23 protein-coding genes and 1 tRNA gene are annotated in these 22,203 nt (G+C 40.6%); 20 read left to right on the top strand and 4 right to left on the bottom strand.

Features of this window, described 5'->3' with window-relative positions; translation table 11 throughout:
- Positions 1 to 420: 420 nt before the first annotated feature.
- Positions 421 to 783 carry a YhjD family protein gene (locus D3873_RS09675; protein ID WP_119883845.1) on the top strand — a complete coding sequence of 121 codons (363 nt, stop codon included), beginning with the start codon at positions 421 to 423 and terminating at the stop codon, positions 781 to 783.
- Position 784: 1 nt separating this feature from the next.
- On the opposite strand, the gene D3873_RS09670 is transcribed toward D3873_RS09675, so the two are convergent.
- Entirely contained in the window at positions 785 to 1,333 is a 549-nt protein-coding gene (locus D3873_RS09670; protein ID WP_119883844.1) for a competence protein ComK, read from the bottom strand.
- 178 nt (positions 1,334 to 1,511) lie between these two features.
- On the opposite strand from D3873_RS09670, the gene D3873_RS09665 reads away from it, so the two are divergent.
- The 4 genes from D3873_RS09665 to D3873_RS09650 all read left to right on the top strand — a co-directional run bounded on the left by D3873_RS09665 (position 1,512) and on the right by D3873_RS09650 (position 7,821).
- Positions 1,512 to 1,757 carry an IDEAL domain-containing protein gene (locus tag D3873_RS09665; protein ID WP_119883843.1) on the top strand — a complete coding sequence of 82 codons (246 nt, stop codon included), beginning with the start codon at positions 1,512 to 1,514 and terminating at the stop codon, positions 1,755 to 1,757.
- A gap of 140 nt (positions 1,758 to 1,897) precedes the next feature.
- Entirely contained in the window at positions 1,898 to 3,880 is a 1,983-nt protein-coding gene (gene uvrB, locus D3873_RS09660) for an excinuclease ABC subunit UvrB (protein WP_119883842.1), read from the top strand.
- A 6-nt stretch (positions 3,881 to 3,886) separates the two neighbouring features.
- The gene (gene uvrA / locus D3873_RS09655) at positions 3,887 to 6,745 is read left to right on the top strand and encodes an excinuclease ABC subunit UvrA (RefSeq protein WP_119883841.1); all 2,859 of its coding nucleotides are present in this window, start codon (positions 3,887 to 3,889) and stop codon (positions 6,743 to 6,745) included.
- A gap of 35 nt (positions 6,746 to 6,780) precedes the next feature.
- Positions 6,781 to 7,821: a DUF4097 family beta strand repeat-containing protein gene (locus D3873_RS09650; RefSeq protein ID WP_119883840.1), complete on the top strand. Its 1,041-nt coding sequence runs from the start codon at positions 6,781 to 6,783 to the stop codon at positions 7,819 to 7,821.
- A 224-nt stretch (positions 7,822 to 8,045) separates the two neighbouring features.
- Here the strand turns inward: D3873_RS09650 and D3873_RS09645 are convergent, their stop codons facing one another.
- A complete protein-coding gene (locus D3873_RS09645) occupies positions 8,046 to 8,594 on the bottom strand; it encodes an N-acetylmuramoyl-L-alanine amidase family protein (RefSeq protein WP_119883839.1) in 549 nt (182 codons plus the stop codon).
- 144 nt (positions 8,595 to 8,738) lie between these two features.
- Here D3873_RS09645 and hprK point away from each other — a divergent pair, with 144 nt between their 5' ends.
- From hprK to D3873_RS09590, 11 genes are all read left to right on the top strand, one after another.
- Positions 8,739 to 9,674, top strand: a complete 936-nt coding sequence (gene hprK / locus D3873_RS09640; protein ID WP_119883838.1) for an HPr(Ser) kinase/phosphatase — start codon at positions 8,739 to 8,741, stop codon at positions 9,672 to 9,674.
- 20 nt (positions 9,675 to 9,694) lie between these two features.
- On the top strand, positions 9,695 to 10,507 hold the full coding sequence (lgt, locus tag D3873_RS09635; protein WP_119883837.1) for a prolipoprotein diacylglyceryl transferase: 813 nt from the start codon (positions 9,695 to 9,697) through the stop codon (positions 10,505 to 10,507).
- Positions 10,508 to 10,520: 13 nt separating this feature from the next.
- Positions 10,521 to 11,459 (top strand): nucleoside recognition domain-containing protein, encoded by a 939-nt coding sequence (locus D3873_RS09630; RefSeq protein WP_119883836.1) that lies wholly within the window; start codon positions 10,521 to 10,523, stop codon positions 11,457 to 11,459.
- Entirely contained in the window at positions 11,456 to 11,965 is a 510-nt protein-coding gene (locus tag D3873_RS09625; protein WP_119883835.1) for an acyltransferase, read from the top strand. The genes D3873_RS09630 and D3873_RS09625 overlap by 4 nt, the downstream gene beginning before the upstream one ends.
- 108 nt (positions 11,966 to 12,073) lie before the next feature.
- Positions 12,074 to 13,597: a tetratricopeptide repeat protein gene (locus D3873_RS09620; RefSeq protein ID WP_119883834.1), complete on the top strand. Its 1,524-nt coding sequence runs from the start codon at positions 12,074 to 12,076 to the stop codon at positions 13,595 to 13,597.
- Between the two features lie 72 nt (positions 13,598 to 13,669).
- Positions 13,670 to 14,620, top strand: coding sequence for a thioredoxin-disulfide reductase (gene trxB, locus D3873_RS09615; RefSeq protein WP_119883833.1), 951 nt, complete (start codon positions 13,670 to 13,672; stop codon positions 14,618 to 14,620).
- 534 nt (positions 14,621 to 15,154) lie between these two features.
- On the top strand, positions 15,155 to 15,637 hold the full coding sequence (locus tag D3873_RS09610) for an 8-oxo-dGTP diphosphatase (protein WP_119883832.1): 483 nt from the start codon (positions 15,155 to 15,157) through the stop codon (positions 15,635 to 15,637).
- On the top strand, positions 15,630 to 16,514 hold the full coding sequence (gene rapZ / locus D3873_RS09605) for an RNase adapter RapZ (protein WP_119883831.1): 885 nt from the start codon (positions 15,630 to 15,632) through the stop codon (positions 16,512 to 16,514). Before D3873_RS09610 ends, rapZ begins: the two co-directional genes overlap by 8 nt.
- 4 nt (positions 16,515 to 16,518) lie before the next feature.
- Entirely contained in the window at positions 16,519 to 17,496 is a 978-nt protein-coding gene (locus D3873_RS09600) for a gluconeogenesis factor YvcK family protein (RefSeq protein WP_119883830.1), read from the top strand.
- A gap of 20 nt (positions 17,497 to 17,516) precedes the next feature.
- Positions 17,517 to 18,470, top strand: a complete 954-nt coding sequence (whiA, locus tag D3873_RS09595) for a DNA-binding protein WhiA (RefSeq protein WP_119883829.1) — start codon at positions 17,517 to 17,519, stop codon at positions 18,468 to 18,470.
- Positions 18,471 to 18,490: 20 nt separating this feature from the next.
- Complete coding sequence (locus D3873_RS09590) at positions 18,491 to 18,748, top strand: HPr family phosphocarrier protein (RefSeq protein ID WP_119883828.1); 258 nt, start codon at positions 18,491 to 18,493, stop codon at positions 18,746 to 18,748.
- Positions 18,749 to 18,824: 76 nt separating this feature from the next.
- Here D3873_RS09590 and D3873_RS09585 read toward each other — a convergent pair.
- Positions 18,825 to 18,896, bottom strand: a tRNA-Arg gene (locus D3873_RS09585).
- 125 nt (positions 18,897 to 19,021) lie between these two features.
- Between D3873_RS09585 and clpP the strand changes: the two genes are divergently transcribed.
- Positions 19,022 to 19,624 (top strand): ATP-dependent Clp endopeptidase proteolytic subunit ClpP, encoded by a 603-nt coding sequence (clpP, locus tag D3873_RS09580; protein ID WP_119883827.1) that lies wholly within the window; start codon positions 19,022 to 19,024, stop codon positions 19,622 to 19,624.
- Between the two features lie 79 nt (positions 19,625 to 19,703).
- On the opposite strand, the gene D3873_RS09575 is transcribed toward clpP, so the two are convergent.
- Positions 19,704 to 20,081 (bottom strand): YkvA family protein, encoded by a 378-nt coding sequence (locus D3873_RS09575; protein WP_119883826.1) that lies wholly within the window; start codon positions 20,079 to 20,081, stop codon positions 19,704 to 19,706.
- Positions 20,082 to 20,267: 186 nt separating this feature from the next.
- On the opposite strand from D3873_RS09575, the gene D3873_RS09570 reads away from it, so the two are divergent.
- The 3 genes from D3873_RS09570 to D3873_RS09560 are packed head-to-tail and all read left to right on the top strand — an operon-like array spanning position 20,268 to position 21,893.
- A complete protein-coding gene (locus D3873_RS09570; protein WP_119883825.1) occupies positions 20,268 to 20,849 on the top strand; it encodes a LemA family protein in 582 nt (193 codons plus the stop codon).
- Positions 20,846 to 21,631, top strand: coding sequence for a TPM domain-containing protein (locus tag D3873_RS09565; RefSeq protein WP_119883824.1), 786 nt, complete (start codon positions 20,846 to 20,848; stop codon positions 21,629 to 21,631). The genes D3873_RS09570 and D3873_RS09565 overlap by 4 nt, the downstream gene beginning before the upstream one ends.
- Positions 21,632 to 21,653: 22 nt before the next feature.
- Positions 21,654 to 21,893, top strand: a complete 240-nt coding sequence (locus D3873_RS09560; RefSeq protein WP_119883823.1) for a glutaredoxin family protein — start codon at positions 21,654 to 21,656, stop codon at positions 21,891 to 21,893.
- Positions 21,894 to 22,203: the final 310 nt, after the last annotated feature.

Below are 22,203 nucleotides of genomic sequence, written 5' to 3'. Positions count from 1 at the left end.
TCCGAATGATTAGGACACTATTCGGAAACATTAGGACACTTTGCGAAAACATTGGGACACTTTCGAGAAACATTGAGACACTTTCGAGAAACATTGGGACACTTTGCGAAAACATTAGGACACTTTCGAGAAACATTGGGACACTTTCGAGAAACATTAGGACACTTTCGAGAAACATTGAGACACTTTCGAGAAACATTGGGACACTTTTCCGAATGATTAGGACACTATGCGGAAACATTAGGACACTTTGCAAAAACATTAGGACACTTACCAGAAACATGAAGACAACTTAACTTCGACATTTCTCCACAATTATTTCCGGGGAAATATTTTTTTCGCGACTTGCATTTTTTAAAAAACGGAGTAGAATAAAGAATACAAATAAGAACATGTGTTCGTTTTTTAGGAGGAGCAAAAATGCCGTTATTACCTGAGGAAAGCTTGCCGTATTTTGAGAATTTGATTTATTTGCCAATGGTATTGACGATTTTGGAAAGGGACCGCCTCATCATGGAAAAAAGCCCCTTCAAATTGAAGAGGCCTTACATGCATTTGATGGATCACGCGATTAAAGAAGCCCAACAAAAGCTAAAGGAATCGAAGCAGTATGCTCGGAATCACCGTATGCAGCTGTTAAAAGGAACGCATGATGATACGTTTACGGAATATGTATTTAACTACAATGGGTTTGAAGATCGACGTAGGTACTTAAATGTTCGTCTTCGAAATCGAGTAGAAGAACTCATTGCAATCTATCTTGGTGAAGTGAAACAGGCATAACTTATTGTTCGTGCATGGTACGTTGCGGTAAATAAATCATGTGAGAATTGGTCGTAGGTGGATTGAGTGTTTCGCGCATTTTCATGTAGTGGTTTGTTAAATAGTGGCACAGGAAAAATTGGCGGCACATTGTGTTAAAGGAAGAAGGGACTTCTAATTTCTTGTCACGTTTAAAATGAACGGTACATTGTCCTTTTACTGTCTGATCATAATGGTCAATTGCACCAAAGGCAATCCAAATATTGTGTTCGGATTCGGGTGACAGAGTAGGAAAAAGAATTAATGGAGAGCCGAAGTCATGACTTAAGATTATTGGAACTTTGTTTAAATTTCCAACTATTTGTCGAGAATAGAGAATTGATTGAGATAATGTAGTGCCGTAAAAGGCTAACGATTTTTTAATGATGGTTAATGGTTTTTGATGAACAACGAACTCTGCATGATTTTCAATCACGCGAGTGTATAAACGTCCGTTTATCGTATGAGGAACTAATGCAAGTGTACTGAAGGTTACTAAGTATTCCGAAATATAGGACTGATGAATCGGCAAATACAACAACTCCTTCTATTTATATAAGGTATATTATAAATGGTAAAATAAAGAAGACAAGTAAAATTTTAAATTTTTAAAATATTTTTATTTTTTAAATAACCGAATTTTCAAAAAATGATTGCACATTTGGTTTGTTTTTCACTATAATAGAAAAAAGGCAACCGAGGTGAGAATGGTGGATAAGTATTATTCCTACACAGATTTCTTGAAAGCGATGAGTCGAAGCCACACGCCAACTGAAGCTGAGAAGTTATTGAATGATATTTATATGGATTTGTTTTTGAACCATGTGCATCGGGAACAACGAAAAGAGAAGTTAACAGAACTAATCGACCTGTCGTTGGACGAACACGATGAAGTTGCTTTTCTAAAGTACACACATGAATTAGAGATACTTCATCAACAAGCCTCTTATTATTAGTAAAAGGTAATCGATTCCACTCCCAAATAGGGGGTGGATTTTTTCATTCCTGAAGAAAAAACATACGTTCGCTTTTTGCTTGGAGGAAAATAGGGGATATGATAAAGTAAGAATACGAAATGGGAAAAGGAGGATTCGGTATGCCTCAGACGTTTGACTTGCAAGCGCCGTACAAACCAGATGGTGATCAACCGGCAGCTATTGCAAAATTAGTAGAAGGTATTGAAGAAGGAAAGAAACATCAAACCTTGCTTGGAGCGACTGGAACAGGGAAGACGTTTACCGTGTCCAATGTCGTGAAGGAAATAAAAAAACCCACCCTTGTCATGGCACACAACAAAACACTTGCCGGACAATTATATAGTGAGTTTAAAGAGTTCTTCCCTAATAATGCGGTTGAGTATTTTGTCAGTTACTACGACTATTACCAACCAGAAGCATATGTGCCGCAAACGGATACGTATATCGAAAAGGATTCTTCTATTAATGAAGAAATTGATAAATTACGTCACTCCGCGACATCTTCACTGTTTGAACGGGATGATGTATTAATTGTCGCATCGGTTTCCTGTATTTACGGGTTAGGTTCTCCAGAAGAGTACAAAGAGATGGTGCTGTCGATTCGGACTGGAATGGAAATGGAACGAAATCAGCTATTACGCAAATTAGTGGATATTCAATATGAACGAAATGATATTAACTTCGTACGCGGAACGTTCCGAGTAAGAGGCGATGTCGTGGAAATTTTCCCAGCCTCTAGAGATGAACGTTGTATGCGTGTGGAGTTTTTTGGCGATGAAGTAGAGCGAATTCGTGAAGTAGACGCGTTAACAGGTGAAATTATTGGCGAACGCGAACATGTCGCTATTTTCCCAGCATCTCACTTCGTTACGCGTGAAGAGAAAATGAAAATCGCGATTGAAAATATTGAACAAGAATTAGAAGAACAATTGAAGTTGCTTCGTTCTGAAGACAAGTTACTAGAAGCACAACGACTTGAGCAGCGAACTCGATATGATTTAGAAATGATGCGGGAGATGGGATTTTGTTCAGGTATCGAGAACTATTCGAGACATTTAACGCTTCGACCACCAGGATCAACTCCTTATACATTGCTTGATTATTTCCCTGATGACTTTTTACTCGTCGTGGATGAAAGTCACGTAACCTTGCCGCAAGTTCGTGGAATGTATAACGGGGACCAAGCGCGAAAGAAAGTACTCGTCGATCATGGTTTCCGATTGCCATCTGCAATGGACAATCGTCCATTAACATTTGACGAATTTGAACAACATGTCAATCAAGCAATTTTCGTTTCGGCAACGCCTGGTCCATATGAAATGGAACATACGCCAGAAATGATTGAACAAATCATTCGACCTACTGGATTACTTGATCCAACGATTGACGTTCGACCAATTGAAGGGCAAATCGATGATTTAATCGATGAAATTCGTCAACGGACGGAACGAAATGAACGCGTATTAGTGACGACATTAACGAAAAAAATGTCAGAAGACCTATCCGATTACTTGAAGGAAATTGGCATTAAAGTAAATTACCTTCATTCAGAAATAAAAACATTAGAGCGAATCGAAATTATTCGAGAGCTTCGGATGGGAACGTATGATGTCTTGATCGGGATTAACTTGTTGCGAGAAGGGCTCGATATTCCAGAAGTTTCGCTAGTCACTATTTTAGATGCAGATAAAGAAGGATTTTTGCGTTCTGAGCGATCACTCATTCAAACAATTGGGCGAGCAGCGCGTAACTCGAACGGTCACGTTATTATGTATGCAGATCGCATGACAGATTCGATGGAAAAAGCGATAAGTGAAACAAAACGTCGTCGAACGATTCAAATGGAATACAACGAAAAACATGGAATTACACCGAAGACAATTCAAAAAACGATTCGCGATGTGATTCGTGCAACGCAAGTAGCGGAAGAAATTCCAACTTACTTAGAGAAAGTAACAAAAGGAAAGAAATTGACAAAAGACGAGAAACAAACGCTCGTAATGTCTATCGAAAAAGAAATGAAGGAAGCAGCGAAAGCACTAGATTTCGAACGTGCAGCTGAGCTTAGAGATACATTACTGGAACTGAAGGCGGAAGGGTGACAATCGTTGAAAAATCAAGAAATAGTAATACAAGGTGCGCGAGCGCATAATTTAAAAAATGTCGATTTGACCATTCCGCGTGATCAGCTAGTGGTTATGACGGGTTTGTCTGGATCAGGGAAATCCTCGCTAGCTTTTGACACGATTTATGCAGAAGGTCAACGTCGTTATGTGGAGTCTCTCTCTGCTTATGCGAGACAATTCCTCGGCCAAATGGACAAGCCAGATGTGGATGCAATTGAAGGACTTTCACCTGCTATTTCCATTGACCAAAAAACGACGAGTCGTAATCCGCGTTCGACAGTGGGAACAGTCACGGAAATCTATGACTACTTGCGTCTATTGTTTGCGCGTGTCGGAAAACCGATTTGTCCCATTCACGGAATAGAAATAACGTCACAAACGGTGCAACAAATGGTGGACCGTTTAATGGAATTCCCTGAAAGAACGAAAATGCAGATTCTAGCTCCAATTGTGTCAGGTCGAAAAGGAACACATGTCAAATTATTGGAAGAAATTAAAAAGCAAGGATTTGTGCGTGTTCGTGTAAACGGGGATTTGATTGATTTAGATGATGATATTCAATTAGAAAAAAATAAGAAACACAATATTGAAGTGGTTGTCGATCGAATCGTAGTGAAATCAGACGTAGAAGCGCGCATGGCAGATTCACTTGAGTCCGCTCTTCGCTTAGCAGATGGACGCGTTTTAGTAGATGTGATGGAGCACGAAGAAATTTTGTTTAGTGAGCATCATGCTTGTCCAATTTGTGGATTCTCGATTGGTGAACTCGAGCCTCGTATGTTTTCTTTCAACAGTCCGTTCGGTGCTTGTCCTGATTGTGATGGACTTGGAACGAAGTTAGAAGTAGACCGTGACTTAGTTATTCCAGATCCTAACCTCTCCATTAAACAAGGGGCAGTAGCTGCTTGGGAGCCAACTAGTTCACAGTATTATCCCAAATTATTAGAAGCTGTTTGCAAACATTACAAGATTGATCGAAACAAGCCGTTTGAAAAGCTAAAAAAAGAAGAGCAAGCGATTATTTTGAATGGCTCTGGGGATGAAAAAATTCGTTTCCGATATGAAAATGATTTTGGACAAGTGCGAGACAATCACATTTATTTTGAAGGTGTTCTAGCAAATATTGAACGTCGCTATAAAGAGACATCGTCGGATTATATTCGCGATCAAATGGAAAAGTACATGGCTCAGCATGATTGTCCGAGCTGTAAGGGTTACCGTTTGAAGCCAGAGACACTTGCCGTGAAAGTGGCAACACTTCACATTGGACAAGTAACGGAATTCTCGATAGAAGAAGCAAAAGCATTTTTCGAGGAATTGTCCTTATCAGAAAAGGATTTCCAAATTGCTCGTTTAATTTTACGGGAAATAAATGAGCGACTTGGCTTTTTAGTCAATGTCGGACTCGATTATTTAACGATGAGTCGTGCAGCAGGGACGTTATCTGGTGGAGAAGCGCAACGTATTCGATTGGCCACTCAAATTGGCTCGCGCTTAACTGGCGTGTTGTACATTTTAGATGAGCCTTCGATTGGGCTTCATCAACGCGATAATGACCGTCTGATATCCACGTTGAAAAATATGCGGGATATTGGGAACACATTAATTGTCGTGGAACATGATGAAGATACGATGATGGCGGCCGATTATTTAATCGATATTGGTCCAGGTGCTGGAGTTCACGGCGGTGAAGTAGTAGCAGCTGGGAAGCCAGAAGAAGTCATGAAAAATAAGAAGTCGTTAACTGGACAATATTTAAGTGGAAAGAAATTTATCCCTCTTCCGGAAGAACGCCGAAAGCCCGACGGACGCTTCGTTTCCATTAAAGGGGCATCTGAAAATAATTTAAAAAACGTCTCTGTTGATATTCCATTAGGGATATTTACTGCTGTTACAGGTGTGTCAGGCTCAGGAAAAAGTACATTAATCAATGAGATTTTACATAAATCTCTTGCGCAGAAATTGAATCGTGCGAAAGCGAAGCCAGGACAGCATAAAGCTGTAACTGGAGTCGAAGAATTGGAAAAAGTAATCGATATCGATCAGTCTCCAATTGGGCGGACGCCACGTTCTAATCCAGCGACGTACACGGGAGTGTTTGATGATATTCGTGATGTGTTTGCGTCCACGAATGAAGCGAAAGTGCGCGGTTATAAAAAAGGCCGCTTTAGCTTTAACGTCAAAGGTGGCCGTTGTGAAGCTTGTCGCGGAGACGGAATTATTAAAATTGAGATGCACTTTTTACCGGATGTATACGTACCGTGTGAAGTGTGTCATGGAAAACGATACAACCGTGAAACATTAGAAGTACGATATAAAGGGAAAAATATTGCGGATGTACTGAAAATGACAGTAGATGATGCAGTCGAATTTTTTGAAAACATCCCAAAAATTGCTCGAAAACTTCAAACGATTGTGGATGTAGGGCTAGGGTACATGGAACTTGGACAACCGGCAACGACTCTTTCTGGTGGGGAAGCGCAACGAGTAAAACTTGCATCCGAATTACATCGCCGCTCGAACGGAAAATCGTTTTATATTTTAGATGAACCAACGACCGGACTTCATGCACATGATATAGCCCGTTTACTCGTCGTGTTGCAACGTTTAGTGGAAAATGGCGATACGGTGCTTGTGATTGAACACAATTTAGATGTGATTAAAACGTCTGATTATATGATTGACTTAGGTCCTGAAGGCGGAGACAAAGGTGGACAAATTGTCGCGACAGGGACACCAGAGGAAATCGTAAAAGTGAAGAAGTCGTATACTGGGAAATATTTAAAGCCAGTATTAGAACGTGAACGAAAACGTGAAACTTTATTGTGTGCTAAATCGTAAAGTAAGGTAGTTGGAAAAAATGAGGAGGATTATTCATGCAAAATGAACGCAAACGAATCTTGGATATGGTAGAAAATGGCCAATTGTCTGCAAGTGAAGCGCTAGTCTTACTCGAAAAACTGAACAACGATACGACAAATACGACAGTAAACACATCGTCCCACTCACAATCGAATTCGCAAAGCCAGTCGACGTATTCTGCTGGTCAACAGTATTCGGAAAAGAAAGATCCAAAAGCAGACGAATTTATCGAAGATTTGAAACGAGACTTCACCCAATTTGGTGATAAATTTATGCAATTCATGCAAACGGCGGTAGGAAAAGTGAAGACATTTGACTTTGATATGCCGTTTGGCGAAGCGAAGGAGTTTCATCACAGGTTCACTAAAGAAAATGAGTCATTTGAAGATATTTCCGTCGAATTAGCAAACGGGAAATTAGAGATTCTGACGAGTGATTCGAACGAAGTTCGGGCAGAATGCCACGTGAAATCGTATCGAACGAATGAAGAAGATCCGAAAAAACTCTTTATGGAGAAATTTTTGTTTGTCGTCGATAATGGCAAATTACGTATTATTAGTGACTTGAAAGCGACACAAGTAAATGTGAAGCTTTTCATTCCAGCGAAAAAGTACCAAACAATTAAGGCGCGCTTAATCAATGGCGCGATTCATATGCAAACAGTGAAAGCGACGGAAGTCAACGTGGAAACTGTGAACGGCCGCATTTATATCGATGGTGAATTGCGCGATATTGAAGCGAGTTCTGTTAACGGACACGTTGTGGTCACTACGACTGACAAAGAAGCGAAGAAAATCGAGGCATCCGCAATCGCTGGATCTGTCGAGATTTATATTCCATCATCAGTTTCCTTAGAGGGAGAAATTTCGTCTCACTTAGGAAAAATGGATGTAGCACTACAAGATGTGCAACATAAAAGTGAATCAGAGCAGTTTTTACAAAAACGAATTCGATTCTCTAAACAAGTGGACGGATTTAGCGGCACTCCGTTGAAAATTGAAGGAGAAGCTAAAATGGGTTCTGTTCTTGTAAAATATAGTTCGACAGCTCAATAACTATTTGCTTAAAACGAAAACACTCCACTTTAACGACTTCGATCGAACGAAGCGTTGAAGCGGAGTGTTTTATTATTGTAAATTTTTGGCTAATGTTCGGTTTTTCTTGATTTTGTCCTTGAAATGTTCCATTTTGTCCCGGAATGACTCGAAATTGACTCTGAAAACGCGATTTTGTCCTGGAATCACTTGTTTTTGTCCTGGCAATCTTCCCATAAGCTTAACTACTGTTGAAAGTACTCCTCCACTCCTATTCCAATTGCTTCCGCACAAAGTTGGCGGTATGCCGTGCTTTGTAACAACGCAGCTTCTTCTTTATTTGTCATAAATCCGCATTCTACTAATACAGCGGGCATAAACGTTCGCTTCAATACCGTGAAGTCTGCTTCTTTCACTCCACGATTTTTTCTCCCTGTTCGTTTACTTAGTGACAGTTGAATTGCTTGTGCGATGGCTCGACTTGTAGGTTGTGCATGTGTGCATGTAAACGTTTCAATGCCGTTTGCGTCATTCCAACCAGAACCAAATGCGTTGGCATGTATCGATACAAAGAGATCGACTTTCATCCGATTTGCGAGTTCGACTCGCTCGTGCAAGGAGACATCTTTCGTTTTGTCATGCGTAAAAACAACGAGCCATCCTTTCTTCATCCATCGCTTCTTTAGTTCTACTGCAACAGCTTCATTGAACTGAAATTCTCGCATTCTTCCATCTGGGGTTCGCTTCCCGGGCGTTTGGGCACCATGCCCAGCATCTAACGCAATTTTAAGCATTTATATCGCCTCCTATTAAAAGGAATAGATAGCAACGACTAAAAAGGGACAAGCAACATTATTTTTCTGTTAAATCTTATTAGGAGTGGTAAAATAGTGGGCAGTATGATGCGACTGAGATTGACTAATTGAGGTGAAGAATAAATGGCACATGTTACCGTCAAAGATGTGATGGAGACGTTTAAATTAGAGCTGGTTAGCGGCGCAGAAGGTATTGGTCGTCATATTACGGTGAGTGATATTTCACGTCCTGGTCTTGAGATGGCCGGTTATTTTACACATTATCCTGAAAATCGAATTCAATTGTTGGGAAAAACGGAATTATCCTTTTTTGATATGTTAACGACGTCGGAAAAACATGAACGTATGTTACGTCTGTGCTCGGAGAATACACCGGCGATCATTGTGTCACATGAAATGGAAGCGCCTAAGGAATTGATCTCGGCTTCTAACTCGAATCATGTGCCGGTGCTTACTGCGAAGATGCCTACGACTCGTTTTTCGAGTTTGCTGACAAACTTTTTAGAAAGTAAACTTGCTCCAACGACAGCCGTTCATGGCGTTTTAGTGGACATTTATGGCATTGGGGTTTTAATTACAGGCAAAAGTGGTGTCGGGAAGAGTGAGACTGCGTTAGAATTAGTGAAGCGAGGTCATCGTTTAGTAGCCGATGATTGTGTGGAAATTCGTCAAGAAGGCGAAAATACACTTATCGGAAACGCACCCAATTTGATTGAACATTTGCTCGAAATTAGAGGTATTGGCATCATTAATATTATGACGCTTTTTGGGGCGAGTGCAGTCCGAAATCACAAGCGTATTTCGCTTGTCATGGATTTAGAGATTTGGGATGAGAAGAAAACGTATGACCGTTTAGGATTAGATGAAGAAAAAATGCAAATTATGGATACGAGTCTTCCAAAACTCACCGTTCCAGTTCGTCCCGGTCGAAATCTATCGGTCATTGTAGAAGTTGCAGCGATGGATTACCGATTAAAACGAATGGGTGTCAATACGGCAGAAGAGTTTTCTAACCGTTTGAATGAAGTGATTGAACAAAAAGAAGAAGGTACTCGTTAACAGATGGAGAGGAGTTTCACATGAGTTTTTTATTGAACATTATGGATCCGATTGCTTTTTCTATCGGCCCGATTGATGTTAGATGGTACGGGGTGATCATCGCATCAGGCATTGTCATTGCCTTTTTAGTGGCGCAAGCAGAGATGGTCAAGCGAGGCTTTCATCCGGACTTTTTAACCGATTTATTAATATGGGCAATTCCACTGGCAATCGTGGGAGCACGAATTTACTATGTATTGTCCGAATGGGACCGCTACGCAGATAATCCAATTGAGAGTATTCAAATTTGGAATGGTGGACTAGCCATTCATGGTGCGCTAATTGTGTCCTTCCTCGTCGCCTATATTTTTACAAAAAAACGCAATGAGCCTTTTTTGAAAGTGACGGACATAGTCGTTCCAAGTATTTTAATCGGTCAAACGATTGGTCGTTGGGGCAATTTTATGAACCAAGAAGCTCACGGTGGTCCTGTTTCAAGAGCCTTTTTAGAAGATTTACATATTCCGGAGTGGATTATTAACCAAATGAACATTAACGGAACGTATTACCATCCGACGTTCTTGTATGAATCTATTTGGAATTTCACTGGCGTCATTATTATGTTGTTGCTTCGAAAAGTTCGATTAATTCGCGGAGAAATGACGTTGTTTTACATCATGTGGTATTCGTTTGGTCGTTTCTTCATTGAAGGAATGCGTACGGATAGTTTGTATTTGGTCGGAGAATTACGCACAGCACAAGTGGTATCCGTCGTGGCTTTTGTCGTGGCACTAGTGATTTTCATTACCCGTCGAATGAAAAAAGAGAAACTTCCGCGTTATCAAGACGCGTAGAAGGGTGAAGGATATGGGAATTTTAACACGTGGATTACAAGCGGGACTTAAAACGACATGGACGCTAAGTAAAGTCATATTTCCAATAACATTACTTGTTGTGATTTTGCAGCATACACCAGTCTTACCTTGGGTAATCGATAAAATTGCACCTTTCATGAAACTCTTTGGTTTGAGTGGAGATGCAGCAATCCCACTTGTGTTGGGAAATGCAATCAATTTATACGCAGGTATTGCGGGAATTATCTCGCTCGATTTGTCTGTCAAAGAAGTATTCATCATTGCGGTCATGCTGTCTTTTTCACATAATTTATTCATCGAAACGGCAGTTGCGTTAAAAGTTGGGGTGAAATTGTGGGTCGTGTTGCTTGTTCGGTTAGGACTAGCAGCTCTCTCTGCCATCGTGATCAACCTTGTATGGCAAGGTGGAGGCGAAATCGCTCAGTATGGTCTTGCACCAAAAAGCGGAATGGTGCCAGATGGCTGGTTCGACATTTTCATGTTCGGCTTACAAAAAGCATCGTTTGGTGTCCTTCAATTTGCACTGGTCGTCATTCCGTTAATGATCATGATTCAATATTTGAAAGAAAAACTATATTTACAACGCGCATCAAAGAAAATCGAACCCTTTACAAAATTGTTGGGCATTCAGCCAAATGCCTCGATGACGCTTATTTCTGGTTTAGTCATTGGACTGGCGTTCGGTGCGGGTGTGATGATTCAAGCGGTGCAAGAGGATGGTGTCAGTAAAAAAGATGCTACACTTGTATTCATCTTTTTAGTGGCATGTCATGCCGTAGTGGAAGACACATTAATCTTCCTACCACTTGGAATTCCAATATTACCGCTGTTTCTCCTTCGCTTAGTTACGGCTTTTGTCTTAACAATCGTCGTTTCGAAACTGTGGCAACAAGCGGAAGCAAGGAAGCGAAAGGAAGTTTGGTCGACATGAGAAAAACGGAACGTTATCCGGTTCAAGGCGCAAACTCCTTATGGCACATTTATAAAACTGTTTCCTTTTGGAAAGTGATGAAAAACTTTTTAGTGATCCAGCTTGCACGTTATACCCCTTTATTGCCGGTGAAAAACTGGCTGTATCGAACTTTTCTTCGCATGAAAGTGGGGGAGAAAACATCATTTGCTTTAATGGTGATGCCAGATATTATGTTTCCAGAACGTATTTCCATCGGAGATAACTGTATCATAGGCTACAACACTACCATTTTAGCGCATGAATATATTATTCATGAATATCGAATTGGCGATGTGCGGATTGGCAATGAAGTAATGATCGGCGCGAATTCGACGATTCTTCCAGGCGTTACCATTGGCGATGGTGCCATCGTCTCAGCGGGTACCCTTGTCCATCAAGATGTACCTGCTGGATCGTTTGTTGGAGGTAATCCGATGCAACTTATCTATACAGCAGAAGAACGTGCGGTGAAGTTCGATTTTTAAAAGAGAGCGTCATCATGCGAAACAGTAAATTTGCATAGAATATGATATACTTACAAGATACTGTAAGGGACCTTCGCAGTCCCTTTTTTTATGTTCGGAGGCAATTGTTTGGAGAAGAAGAAACAGAACGACACGAAACAAAATATTGTATCTTTCCTACCTACAGGAGAGTACTACTATCAGAAAGCATTACAAGCATTAAGTCGTGATCAGTACGATAAGGCGCAACTGTATTTAAAACGTGCAGTGGAGTTAAGTCCGAATGATGCCATGATTTTAATGCAGTATGCGATTGTGGAACTCGAGAGTGAACGGTTTGAACATGCGCTTCAGTTGTTAAATGAAGCGTATTTACTCGAGGATTCCGAATCGGATATTGTGTTTTTCTTATCTGAAGTGAATGCCCATTTAGGGTTTTTAGTCGATGCTAGAAAATATGCAAAGCTTTATTTAGAAATGGATCCTGATGGAAGTTACGCAGAAGAAGCAATGGAAATTATGGATTTTACCGATCAAGAAGAGCTTGCGCAGTTTGATCTAGACGGAGAAGAAGGCGAGCGTTTTGCGCTACAAGAGCGTGCGAGAAAGTGGATGGAAAATGGTGAATTCGAATCGGCGATTTCATTACTCGAAAAAGTGATTGAAGAGCATCCAGATTTCTGGAGTGCGTATAACAATTTAGCACTTGCGTATTTTTACGTCGGAGAAGTGGAACAATCGAAAGCACTTCTTCACGATGTGCTACGACGAAATACTGGGAATTTACACGCGCTTTGCAACCTTGCTGTCCTTCATTATTACGAAAAAAATGAAGAAGAACTGACGCACTATTTACAAGTGTTATCGAAAATTCAACCGTACATGTTAGAGCACCGGTATAAACTTGGTGCAACATTCGCGCTTGTGGGAAAATACGAACAAGCGTATAAATGGTTGCGTTCTCTTCAGAAAAAAGGGCATGAAGGAGATGCAGGTTTCTACTTTTGGCTCTCGCATTCTGCGTACTTTTCTGGACATGAAAAAATCGCTCGACAGGCATGGGAACAGCTATTACTTTTAGCTCCTGATAAAGAAGGACTCGAGCCGTGGCTTGGCCAAAAAGCAGGCGATACGTTAAAAGGACTAGAACATAACCGAGACTTCATCGTGGAGAAATTGGAAAATGCGTATCGAAGTGAACGGTTATTTGGCTTGTTTTTATTGAATAAAACCGCTCATCGTCAAGAAATCATTTCGCATCCTGAGTGGATTAATGTCGAAGAGTATAGTCCGCTAGAGAAATGGATGTTAGCGGCCGCTATTGGTGAGTCGGACGATTTAAAAACCGTTTCACCTACGTTTCTACGAGCGTTCGAAGCAACCAATTTACTGTATGAACAGCATCATCCAGTGGCGACAGGTGGATCTTATTTATTCCAAATGTGGTTTGTATTAATGGAACGTGGGATAGATAAGGACTACTCATTTCGTAATCCAAAAGCGCTCGCTGCTGCAGCTGACTATATGTTCCAGTCTTCTCGCGAAGATGGCATCACGAAAAAAGCGATTTCTGAAAATTATGGCACCACTTCCGCAACATTAACGAAATATGTTTCGGAATTAATTCAATTTTTGCCGCTTTTTGACGCTTAAGCAAAAAACTTGTCGTCGCGACAAATTTCACATACGATTTTACCGAGACGAAGTAGTCTAGGAGGATGAATCATGACAGAAGAAACAATTTATGACGTAATTATTATCGGTGCAGGTCCTGCAGGAATGACCGCGGCCGTGTATACATCTCGTGCAAATTTAAAAACATTAATGTTAGAACGCGGAATTCCAGGTGGCCAAATGGCAAACACGGAAGAAGTGGAAAACTACCCAGGATTCGAACACATTCTTGGACCAGAATTATCGACCAAAATGTTCGAGCACGCGAAAAAATTCGGTGCAGAATACGCATACGGAGATGTTCAAGAAATTAAAGACGGCGAAGCGTACAAAACCATTTTAGCTGGTGGGAAAGAATATAAAACACGCTCCATTATCATTAGTACAGGTGCTGAATACAAAAAAATGGGCGTTCCGGGCGAAGTGGAGCTTGGAGGGCGCGGTGTAAGTTATTGTGCAGTCTGTGACGGCGCATTCTTTAAAGAAAAAGAATTAGTTGTTGTAGGTGGAGGAGACTCTGCAGTAGAAGAAGGCGTTTACTTAACACGCTTTGCGAAAAAAGTAACGATTGTACATCGCCGCGATACATTACGTGCGCAAAAAATTCTCCAAGACCGCGCATTTGCGAATGAAAAAATTGACTTCATCTGGAATTCAACCGTTAAAGAAATCAATGAAGACAATGGCAAAGTCGGAAGTGTTACCCTTGTGAATACGCAAGATGGAACAGAAACGGTTTTCCCTGCAGATGGTGTATTTGTGTACATCGGTATGTTGCCACTGACAAAACCATTCACAGAGCTAGGCATTTTAAACGAAATGGGCTATGTCGTAACGAACGAACGAATGGAAACATCGATTCCAGGAATCTTCGCTGCTGGGGATGTTCGTGATAAAATGCTTCGTCAAATTGTCACGGCAACTGGCGACGGCAGTATTGCGGCGCAAACCGCACAAGCTTATTTAGAAGAATTACACGAAAAGTTAAGTGTAAATTCATAATATTTAATCATTCCTTAACCATCCTGTAATGTCTGTGCAACATTGATGATGTATAGTGAAGTTATTAAATTGACCCCCTTTTTAATAGCATTACCTTTGAAAGACCGTTTTTCCAAGTTAATTGGAGAGGCGGTCTCTTTTTTAGTTTGAATGATGAATGAAGGATTTCTGAATCAGAAGTACGCGATGTGGGGCAGTTAATTAGTAAGGATAAGAAAAGTTTAGTATACATATACGGTTATAAGCGGTAATGGACGATTTATAAGAGTTCAGCTTCTAAATATAAGCGTACAAGTCGAGTTTATAAGCGCTCGTTGAGGTTTACAAGCGATTAATGCCGAATTACAAGCGTTCAGTTCAAAGATGTAAAGAAACAACTCAGAATCAACCATTTTCTAATAAAAAATTCTTTCTATTCAATTCATCCATAACTATTCTCAAAAATCCTCTCTCTTTCTTGCAAAGACTTTGATATGCATCTGTAACTTTCGGTATAATAGAAGAAGTGAGTTTACAGAGGGCGGAGTGTGAAACGTGCAACGAATTGCGAATTTGTTAGTTGTCCAAGATGGGCAAGTATTGCTTTTGAAAAAGCCAAGGCGAAATTGGTATGTAGCTCCTGGTGGAAAAGTGGAGCCGGAAGAATCGATTTACGACGCGGCAATTCGAGAATTTACAGAAGAAACAAATGCAAAACCTATTCAACCACATTTAAAAGGAATTTATACGATGGTGATCGAAGACGGTGAAGTAGTGAAAGATGAGTGGATGTTATTTACTTTTGTAGCGAATGGTCTTACAGGGACTCCGTGGGAGGAAACAAGAGAAGGATTGCTTGAATGGCATCCTATCGAACATTTAGAGTCGTTACCAATGGCAGAAGGAGATCGAGCGAATCTTTTGTTTGCTGTGAAGGAAAGTGGAACACAGTACGGAACGTTTCATTACACAGAAGAGTTTCAACTGTTGAAACAACACTTACAATCTTCGTCTGAAGGAGACGTGTTAAATGGATAACTCACCCTCGATTGATAATCAATTTGTTTTGATCACAGGAATGTCTGGAGCAGGAAAAACAGTAGCTATCCAAAGTTTTGAGGATTTGGGATTTTTCTGTATCGATAATTTACCTCCAGCCCTATTAATGACGTTTTTAAAGTTAATGAAAGAATCGGGGAAGGATATGCGTAAAGTCGCGGCTGTTATTGACATGCGCGGCGGAGATATGTTCGATTCCCTCATAGGCACCCTCGATTCTTTATCAAAGGAACTGCAAATTACACCGAAAATTGTGTTTTTAGATGCAGATGATCAGACGCTAGTAAGACGATACAAAGAGTCTCGCCGTTCGCATCCACTTGCGCCAGCAGGTCTACCGTTAGATGGAATTCACAAAGAGAGGCAATTATTGTCAGAGTTGAAGGGCAGAGCGAACTTCATTTTCCAAACATCGAGTTTAAAACCAGTGCAGTTGCGTGAAAAGATCCAACAGGAATTTAACTCACAAGAGTCTGCAACGTTTACAGTAAATATTCTGTCGTTTGGCTTTAAGCATGGTCTTCCGATTGATGCCGATTTGGTGTTCGATGTTCGTTTCTTGCCAAATCCATATTATATCGAAAATTTACGACCGCTTACGGGAATGAATGAAGAGGTAAGTGGATACGTTTTAAAATTCGAGGAAACAAAAGTGTTAATCGAAAAGTTAACCGATTTACTGCGATACATGATTCCGTTGTACAAGAAGGAAGGAAAGCGTCAATTAGTCATTGCTTTCGGATGTACAGGTGGTCAGCATCGTTCTGTTACCTTAGCGGAATACTATGGTAAACTATTGGGACTAGATTATGATACAGTGGTCACGCATCGTGACATTAAGCTGAGAAAGGGCTGATGGGATGTCGCGTTCCAAAGGCCGGAAGAATATCGTCATTATCGGCGGCGGAACTGGACTTTCCACGTTACTTCGAGGATTAAAAAAATTCCCAGTTGATATTACAGCAATTGTTACTGTAGCTGATGATGGAGGTAGTTCCGGAAGATTAGGGGACGATTATTCGATTCCCCCACCTGGAGATATACGAAAAGTAATGGCAGCGCTTTCGGAAGTCGAACCATTGGTAGAAGAAATGTTCCAATATCGTTTTAGCAATTCGCCGGATTTAGCAGGACATTCTCTTGGGAATCTGATGTTAACAGCGTTAACGGATATTACTGGTGATTTTTCGCATGCCATTCGAGAAATGAGTCGTGTACTAAATGTGAATGGTACGGTCTTGCCGGCAGCTAATCAGCGAATTACACTACATGCTGAGTTGGAAGACGGCACGATTGTTACAGGGGAATCAAAAATCCCAACCTACAATCAGCGAATTTACCGTGTATTTTTGACGCCGAATGATGTGCAAGCGTTACCAGATGCGATCCGAGCGATTCAAAAGGCAGATCTTATTGTGTTTGGCCCAGGTAGTTTATATACGAGTATCCTTCCGAATTTATTAGTCGAAGATATAAAAAAAGCGATATTAGCTTCTAGTGCACCAAATGTATATGTCTGTAATTTAATGACACAAGCTGGGGAAACGCAGGATTATTCTGCAGCTGACCATGTGCGTGCGCTCATGATGCATATGGGTGCACCTTTTATCCATACGATTTTATTAAACACCGATGAGGCTCCGGCGGACGTTCAACGCGCGTATGAAGAAGAACAATCGAAACCAGTAAGTTACGATGAAAGCCGACTCATTCAATTAGGAATCAGTGTCGTGAAAAAAGATATTGCGACGATTCGTGAAGGAGCAATTCGCCATGATGCATATAAGGTAGCGGAATGGCTGGTTGCACATGCGGAAAACGGAGTATCCAGAAGATAAGTAGAGAGGGGGGGAGACTCTTGTCGTTTGCATCCGAAACAAAGAAAGAAATGACGCAAGCGGAGATGAAGCCATGTTGTTCTAAGGCTGAATTATCCGCTCTCATACGGATGAACGGTGCGCTCGGATTTTCGAACCGAACGATTAGTTTAGACGTACAAACAGAGAATGCCGCAATAGCAAGACGCTTGTATACCATGTTGAAATCCAATTATCCGTACCAAGTAGAATTACTTGTTCGAAAAAAAATGAGACTGAAGAAAAATAATGTCTATATATGCCGTGTTCGAGACGGTGCAAAGCATATATTAGATGATCTCTCCATTGTCTCGGAAACATTTGAGTTCCATCACCATATTGATAAAGAATTGATTAAAAAAGATTGTTGTAAGAGAGCCTATTTACGAGGAGCGTTTTTAGCAGGAGGTTCAGTCAACAATCCTGAAACGTCTTCGTATCATTTAGAAATCTATTCGTTATACAAAGATCATTCCGAAGCACTAGAAAAATTGATGAACAAATTCCGTTTAAATGCAAAAACAATAGAGCGTAAAAAAGGCTATGTTACGTATTTAAAAGAAGCAGAGAAAATCGCTGACTTTTTAGGGATTGCAGGAGCGCACGGCGCGTTGCTGAAATTTGAAGACGTTCGAATTGTGCGTGATATGCGTAATAGTGTTAACCGACTAGTAAATTGTGAAACAGCGAATTTGAATAAAACCATTGGTGCTGCACTGCGCCAAGTGGAAAATATACGATACATCGACAACGCAATCGGACTCGATCAACTTCCAGAGAAATTAAAGGAGATTGCCCGCTTACGAGTTGAATACCAAGATGTCACATTAAAAGAACTAGGCGAAATGGTGTCTACTGGAACAGTAAGTAAATCCGGTATTAATCATCGTCTTCGTAAATTAGATGAAATAGCAGAAGCTTTACGATCTGGAAAATCGATGGACCAATTGAAATAACGAAAAGGGGATATGGGCTAATGAAAGAGCAAACAGCAGAAGTGGCACTAAAATCCGGATTACAAGCAAGGCAAGCGGCATTATTTGTGCAAGAAGCAAACCGCTTTGTATCAGACGTTTTTTTAGAAAAAGAAGAGAAAAAAGTAAATGCGAAAAGTATTATGGGTGTCATGAGTCTGGCAATTAGTCGTGGAACGACGGTTAAGATTGAAGCAGACGGGGTAGATGAGGAAGAAGCAGTCCAAGCACTTGTGGAAATGATTGAAAAAGCGGAATAAAAAAACACGTAGAGCATAAGCGATACGTGCCGTTCCAATCAATTGTACGTCTTTTTTATGTAGGAAGGTAAAAGTACGCCCTCGAAGGGAATCGAACCCCTATTTTAAGAACCGGAATCTTACGTGTTATCCATTACACTACGAGGGCAGTCAACTTTTTCATTATACAAAGAATGTTCGGGATGTACAATACATTTCAAGAAAGCATTACGTTTGACCTTTCTTGACTAAAAGACATATGATGGATGTAGATAAAAAAGGGAGGCTTTTCACATGAACTTAATTCCAACAGTTATTGAACAAACAAACCGCGGTGAACGTGCATACGATATTTACTCTCGTTTATTAAAAGACCGTGTAATTATGCTAGGGAGCGGAATTGATGACAACGTGGCAAACTCCATCGTTGCGCAATTACTTTTCTTAGAAGCAGAAGATCCAGAAAAAGATATCTCTATTTACATTAATAGCCCTGGTGGTAGTATTACTGCTGGTATGGCAATTTACGATGTCATGCAATTCATTAAACCAGACGTACAAACAGTATGTATCGGTATGGCAGCATCGATGGGTGCTTTCTTACTTGCTGCAGGAACAAAAGGAAAACGTTATGCACTTCCAAATGCAGAAGTCATGATTCACCAACCACTTGGTGGAGCACAAGGGCAAGCAACGGAAATCGAAATTGCAGCAAAACGTATTTTATTCCTACGTGAAAAATTAAACGAAATTCTTGCAGAACGCACAGGTCAACCAATTGATATCATTGCGAAAGACACAGATCGCGATAACTTTATGACAGCTGAACGTGCAAAAGAATACGGGTTAGTTGACCACATTATCGAACGTAGCGAACACAAAAAAGATATGAAATAAGGAAGAACTGGCTCTGATTATTAGAGCCAGTTTTTTTGATGAAAGATAGAAGTGAAGTCCCCTTTTTTGCAGGTGTTAATTAAAAAAAGGAAGTATAGCGAAGAATTAGCCAGTAACCAATCGCTACCCATAAGAGAAGAACCATTGCTCCAGCCCACCAATTTTTTGGAGTTTTGGGATTCATATTGTTGCGTGCCATTTCTTCACAGTCCAATCGTACTTCCTCTGGGATAAGTTTTAACGCAAGAACAATACCAAGAGGAACTAAAATAATATCATCTAAGTATCCTATTATTGGAATAAAATCAGGTATCAGATCAATTGGGCTAAGTGCATAAGCAACTACAAGGATTGTGACTAGTTTGGCAAACCAAGGTACTCGATCATCTTGATAAGCTAAGTAAAGCACATAGAGTTGTCGTTTAAGTTTTTTCGCCCACGTCTTTAGTTTGTTCATCTGATGATTTCTCCTTATTAGATGTGCTATTACGTTCTATCAACTATAGCATCCAATAGATGAATAGTTAAAACTTAATCTTTAATATGAAGACTTTCTATTATACTAGTAAAATCACGAAACTTTTTCGGTTTCATTTCCGTAAAAAGAAGGTAGAGATAATTATTCTATTGAAGAGGTGAAACCATGAAAAAGAGTTTAATCCCAATCCTTGTGGTTGTCGGAATTATTGTTGTGTTAGGACTTATGCTTATTCCAAGTTATAACGGATTTGTAAATGGAGAAGAAAATGTCGATCAAGCGTATGCGCAAGTGGAAAATCAATTGCAACGACGCATGGATTTAATCCCGAACTTAGTGAAAACAGTTGAAGCGTTTGCGAAACAAGAACGTGATGTTATCGCAAGCGTGACAGAAGCTCGCGCGAAGCTTGCTGGAGCAAATTCGCCAGAAGATCAAGCAACAGCGAATGATGAATTGACGGGTGCTTTAAGTCGTTTGTTAGTAGTAGTTGAAAATTATCCGGATCTTAAATCGGATGCGAATTTCCGTCAATTGATGGATGAATTAGCTGGAACAGAAAATCGTCTTTCCGTAGCTCGTCAAGACTATAACGCCGAAGTCGCGGATTATAATAAGAAAGTAAAACGTTTTCCTGGTGCGATGATCGCGGGAATCTTTGGATTTGATGAAAAAGAATACTTTAAAGCAAGTGCTGGCGCACAAGAAGTACCAGAAGTAGATTTTGAAGGGTTGAGTGAAGGATGAAAAAAATAGCGCTAGTAGTACTGACTGCGCTCTTTTCCGTTTTATCCTTTCAAACACAAGCCTTTGCGTTAGAAGTTCCTAAACCAGTTGGTGATATATATGTGCAGGATTTTGCTGGAGTATTATCATCAGAAGAGAAATCGGAATTAACGGAAATTGCAAAACGTTTAGATGATGGAACGCAAGCGCAAATCGGTCTATTGACGATCGATTCATTAGAAGGCGATGATATTCAAAGCTTTGCGAATCGCGCTTTTCGCGAATATGAATTAGGATCTGCCGAAAAAAATAACGGTGTGTTACTCGTTATTTCGATGGAAGACCGAGAAATGTGGGTCGAAGTTGGATACGGGCTAGAAGGCGCGTTACCTGACGGAAAAGTTGGTCGTATTCTTGACGAATATACGATACCTTACTTTAAACAAGGTGATCCGAATCTCGGTATCATGAATACGATGAAAGTTTTTTATGAAGAAATTTCGAAAGAGTATGATTGGAACGGCGAAGCGGTAAACGTTGTCTCGCCTACTGGCAATCAAGATAATTCTTCTGGTGGGATGTCCACTGGAACCATTATCTTCGTTGTCATTATCCTCCTTATCTATTTCTTCCTTTCTAACCGCGGTGGCGGCGGAGGAAGAGGTCCACGTACACGCTCTGGATTCCCTCCATTTGGTGGAGGTGGATTTGGCGGTGGCGGAGGCTTCGGCGGAGGTGGTGGTGGTTTCCGCGGAGGTGGCGGTGGCTCTTCCGGTGGAGGCGGGGCTGGACGTAGCTGGTAATTAAACGAAAAGAGGAATCATCATGCGTGTTCAACTCTATACACGACCAGAATGTCATTTATGTGAAGAAGCAAAGCTCGTTTTACAATTAACGCAATCGGATATCGATATTGAAATAGAAGAGATAAACATTGAATCGACGGATGCTCTGTTAGAAACGTATATGATGCGAATCCCGGTTATTGAGCAAGAGGGAGTCGTCATTCAAGAAGGAATCATCGATTACCCGACCGTACTTGAAGGTTTACAACAACGAAAATAGGTAAAGAAATCACTATGGACATGTTGTTCATAGTGATTTTTTTATTCGGAGAAAAGATCGTTTTAAATGAGCGATTTCGAGTTCGAAATCGTACCGCTCCTGTTTGAAGGGTGGAAAGCAGGTAGAAATACCTTGTCGAAGTGCGATTAGTTCGAAAAATGTGCGATTCACGAAAAAATGGTGCGATTCATGCGATAAAATAACACGCAGAATCAAAAAAATGCCATTTCACCCTCTCTTTCCACGAATTCCACCGACACAAGCACTTCAACGAAATGTATTTACTTGCATTCATTTGGTATCCACGGTA

The organism is Paenisporosarcina cavernae (assembly GCF_003595195.1).
In the GTDB taxonomy this organism is placed as follows: domain Bacteria; phylum Bacillota; class Bacilli; order Bacillales_A; family Planococcaceae; genus Paenisporosarcina; species Paenisporosarcina cavernae.
Note: the sequence above shows the minus strand (reverse complement) of the source record. Positions and strands in the feature narration are given on the sequence as shown.

Bases quoted from the DNA above. Each gene is read 5' to 3' on its own strand.
- D3873_RS09675 (WP_119883845.1), top strand. From the start codon at position 421: ATGCCGTTATTACCTGAGGAAAGCTTGCCGTATTTTGAGAATTTGATT.
- uvrB (WP_119883842.1), top strand. From the start codon at position 1,898: ATGCCTCAGACGTTTGACTTGCAAGCGCCGTACAAACCAGATGGTGAT.
- D3873_RS09650 (WP_119883840.1), top strand. From the start codon at position 6,781: ATGCAAAATGAACGCAAACGAATCTTGGATATGGTAGAAAATGGCCAA.
- D3873_RS09645 (WP_119883839.1), bottom strand. From the start codon at position 8,594: ATGCTTAAAATTGCGTTAGATGCTGGGCATGGTGCCCAAACGCCCGGG.
- hprK (WP_119883838.1), top strand. From the start codon at position 8,739: ATGGCACATGTTACCGTCAAAGATGTGATGGAGACGTTTAAATTAGAG.
- lgt (WP_119883837.1), top strand. From the start codon at position 9,695: ATGAGTTTTTTATTGAACATTATGGATCCGATTGCTTTTTCTATCGGC.
- D3873_RS09630 (WP_119883836.1), top strand. From the start codon at position 10,521: ATGGGAATTTTAACACGTGGATTACAAGCGGGACTTAAAACGACATGG.
- D3873_RS09625 (WP_119883835.1), top strand. From the start codon at position 11,456: ATGAGAAAAACGGAACGTTATCCGGTTCAAGGCGCAAACTCCTTATGG.
- trxB (WP_119883833.1), top strand. From the start codon at position 13,670: ATGACAGAAGAAACAATTTATGACGTAATTATTATCGGTGCAGGTCCT.
- rapZ (WP_119883831.1), top strand. From the start codon at position 15,630: ATGGATAACTCACCCTCGATTGATAATCAATTTGTTTTGATCACAGGA.
- D3873_RS09600 (WP_119883830.1), top strand. From the start codon at position 16,519: ATGTCGCGTTCCAAAGGCCGGAAGAATATCGTCATTATCGGCGGCGGA.
- D3873_RS09590 (WP_119883828.1), top strand. From the start codon at position 18,491: ATGAAAGAGCAAACAGCAGAAGTGGCACTAAAATCCGGATTACAAGCA.
- clpP (WP_119883827.1), top strand. From the start codon at position 19,022: ATGAACTTAATTCCAACAGTTATTGAACAAACAAACCGCGGTGAACGT.
- D3873_RS09575 (WP_119883826.1), bottom strand. From the start codon at position 20,081: ATGAACAAACTAAAGACGTGGGCGAAAAAACTTAAACGACAACTCTAT.
- D3873_RS09570 (WP_119883825.1), top strand. From the start codon at position 20,268: ATGAAAAAGAGTTTAATCCCAATCCTTGTGGTTGTCGGAATTATTGTT.
- D3873_RS09565 (WP_119883824.1), top strand. From the start codon at position 20,846: ATGAAAAAAATAGCGCTAGTAGTACTGACTGCGCTCTTTTCCGTTTTA.
- D3873_RS09560 (WP_119883823.1), top strand. From the start codon at position 21,654: ATGCGTGTTCAACTCTATACACGACCAGAATGTCATTTATGTGAAGAA.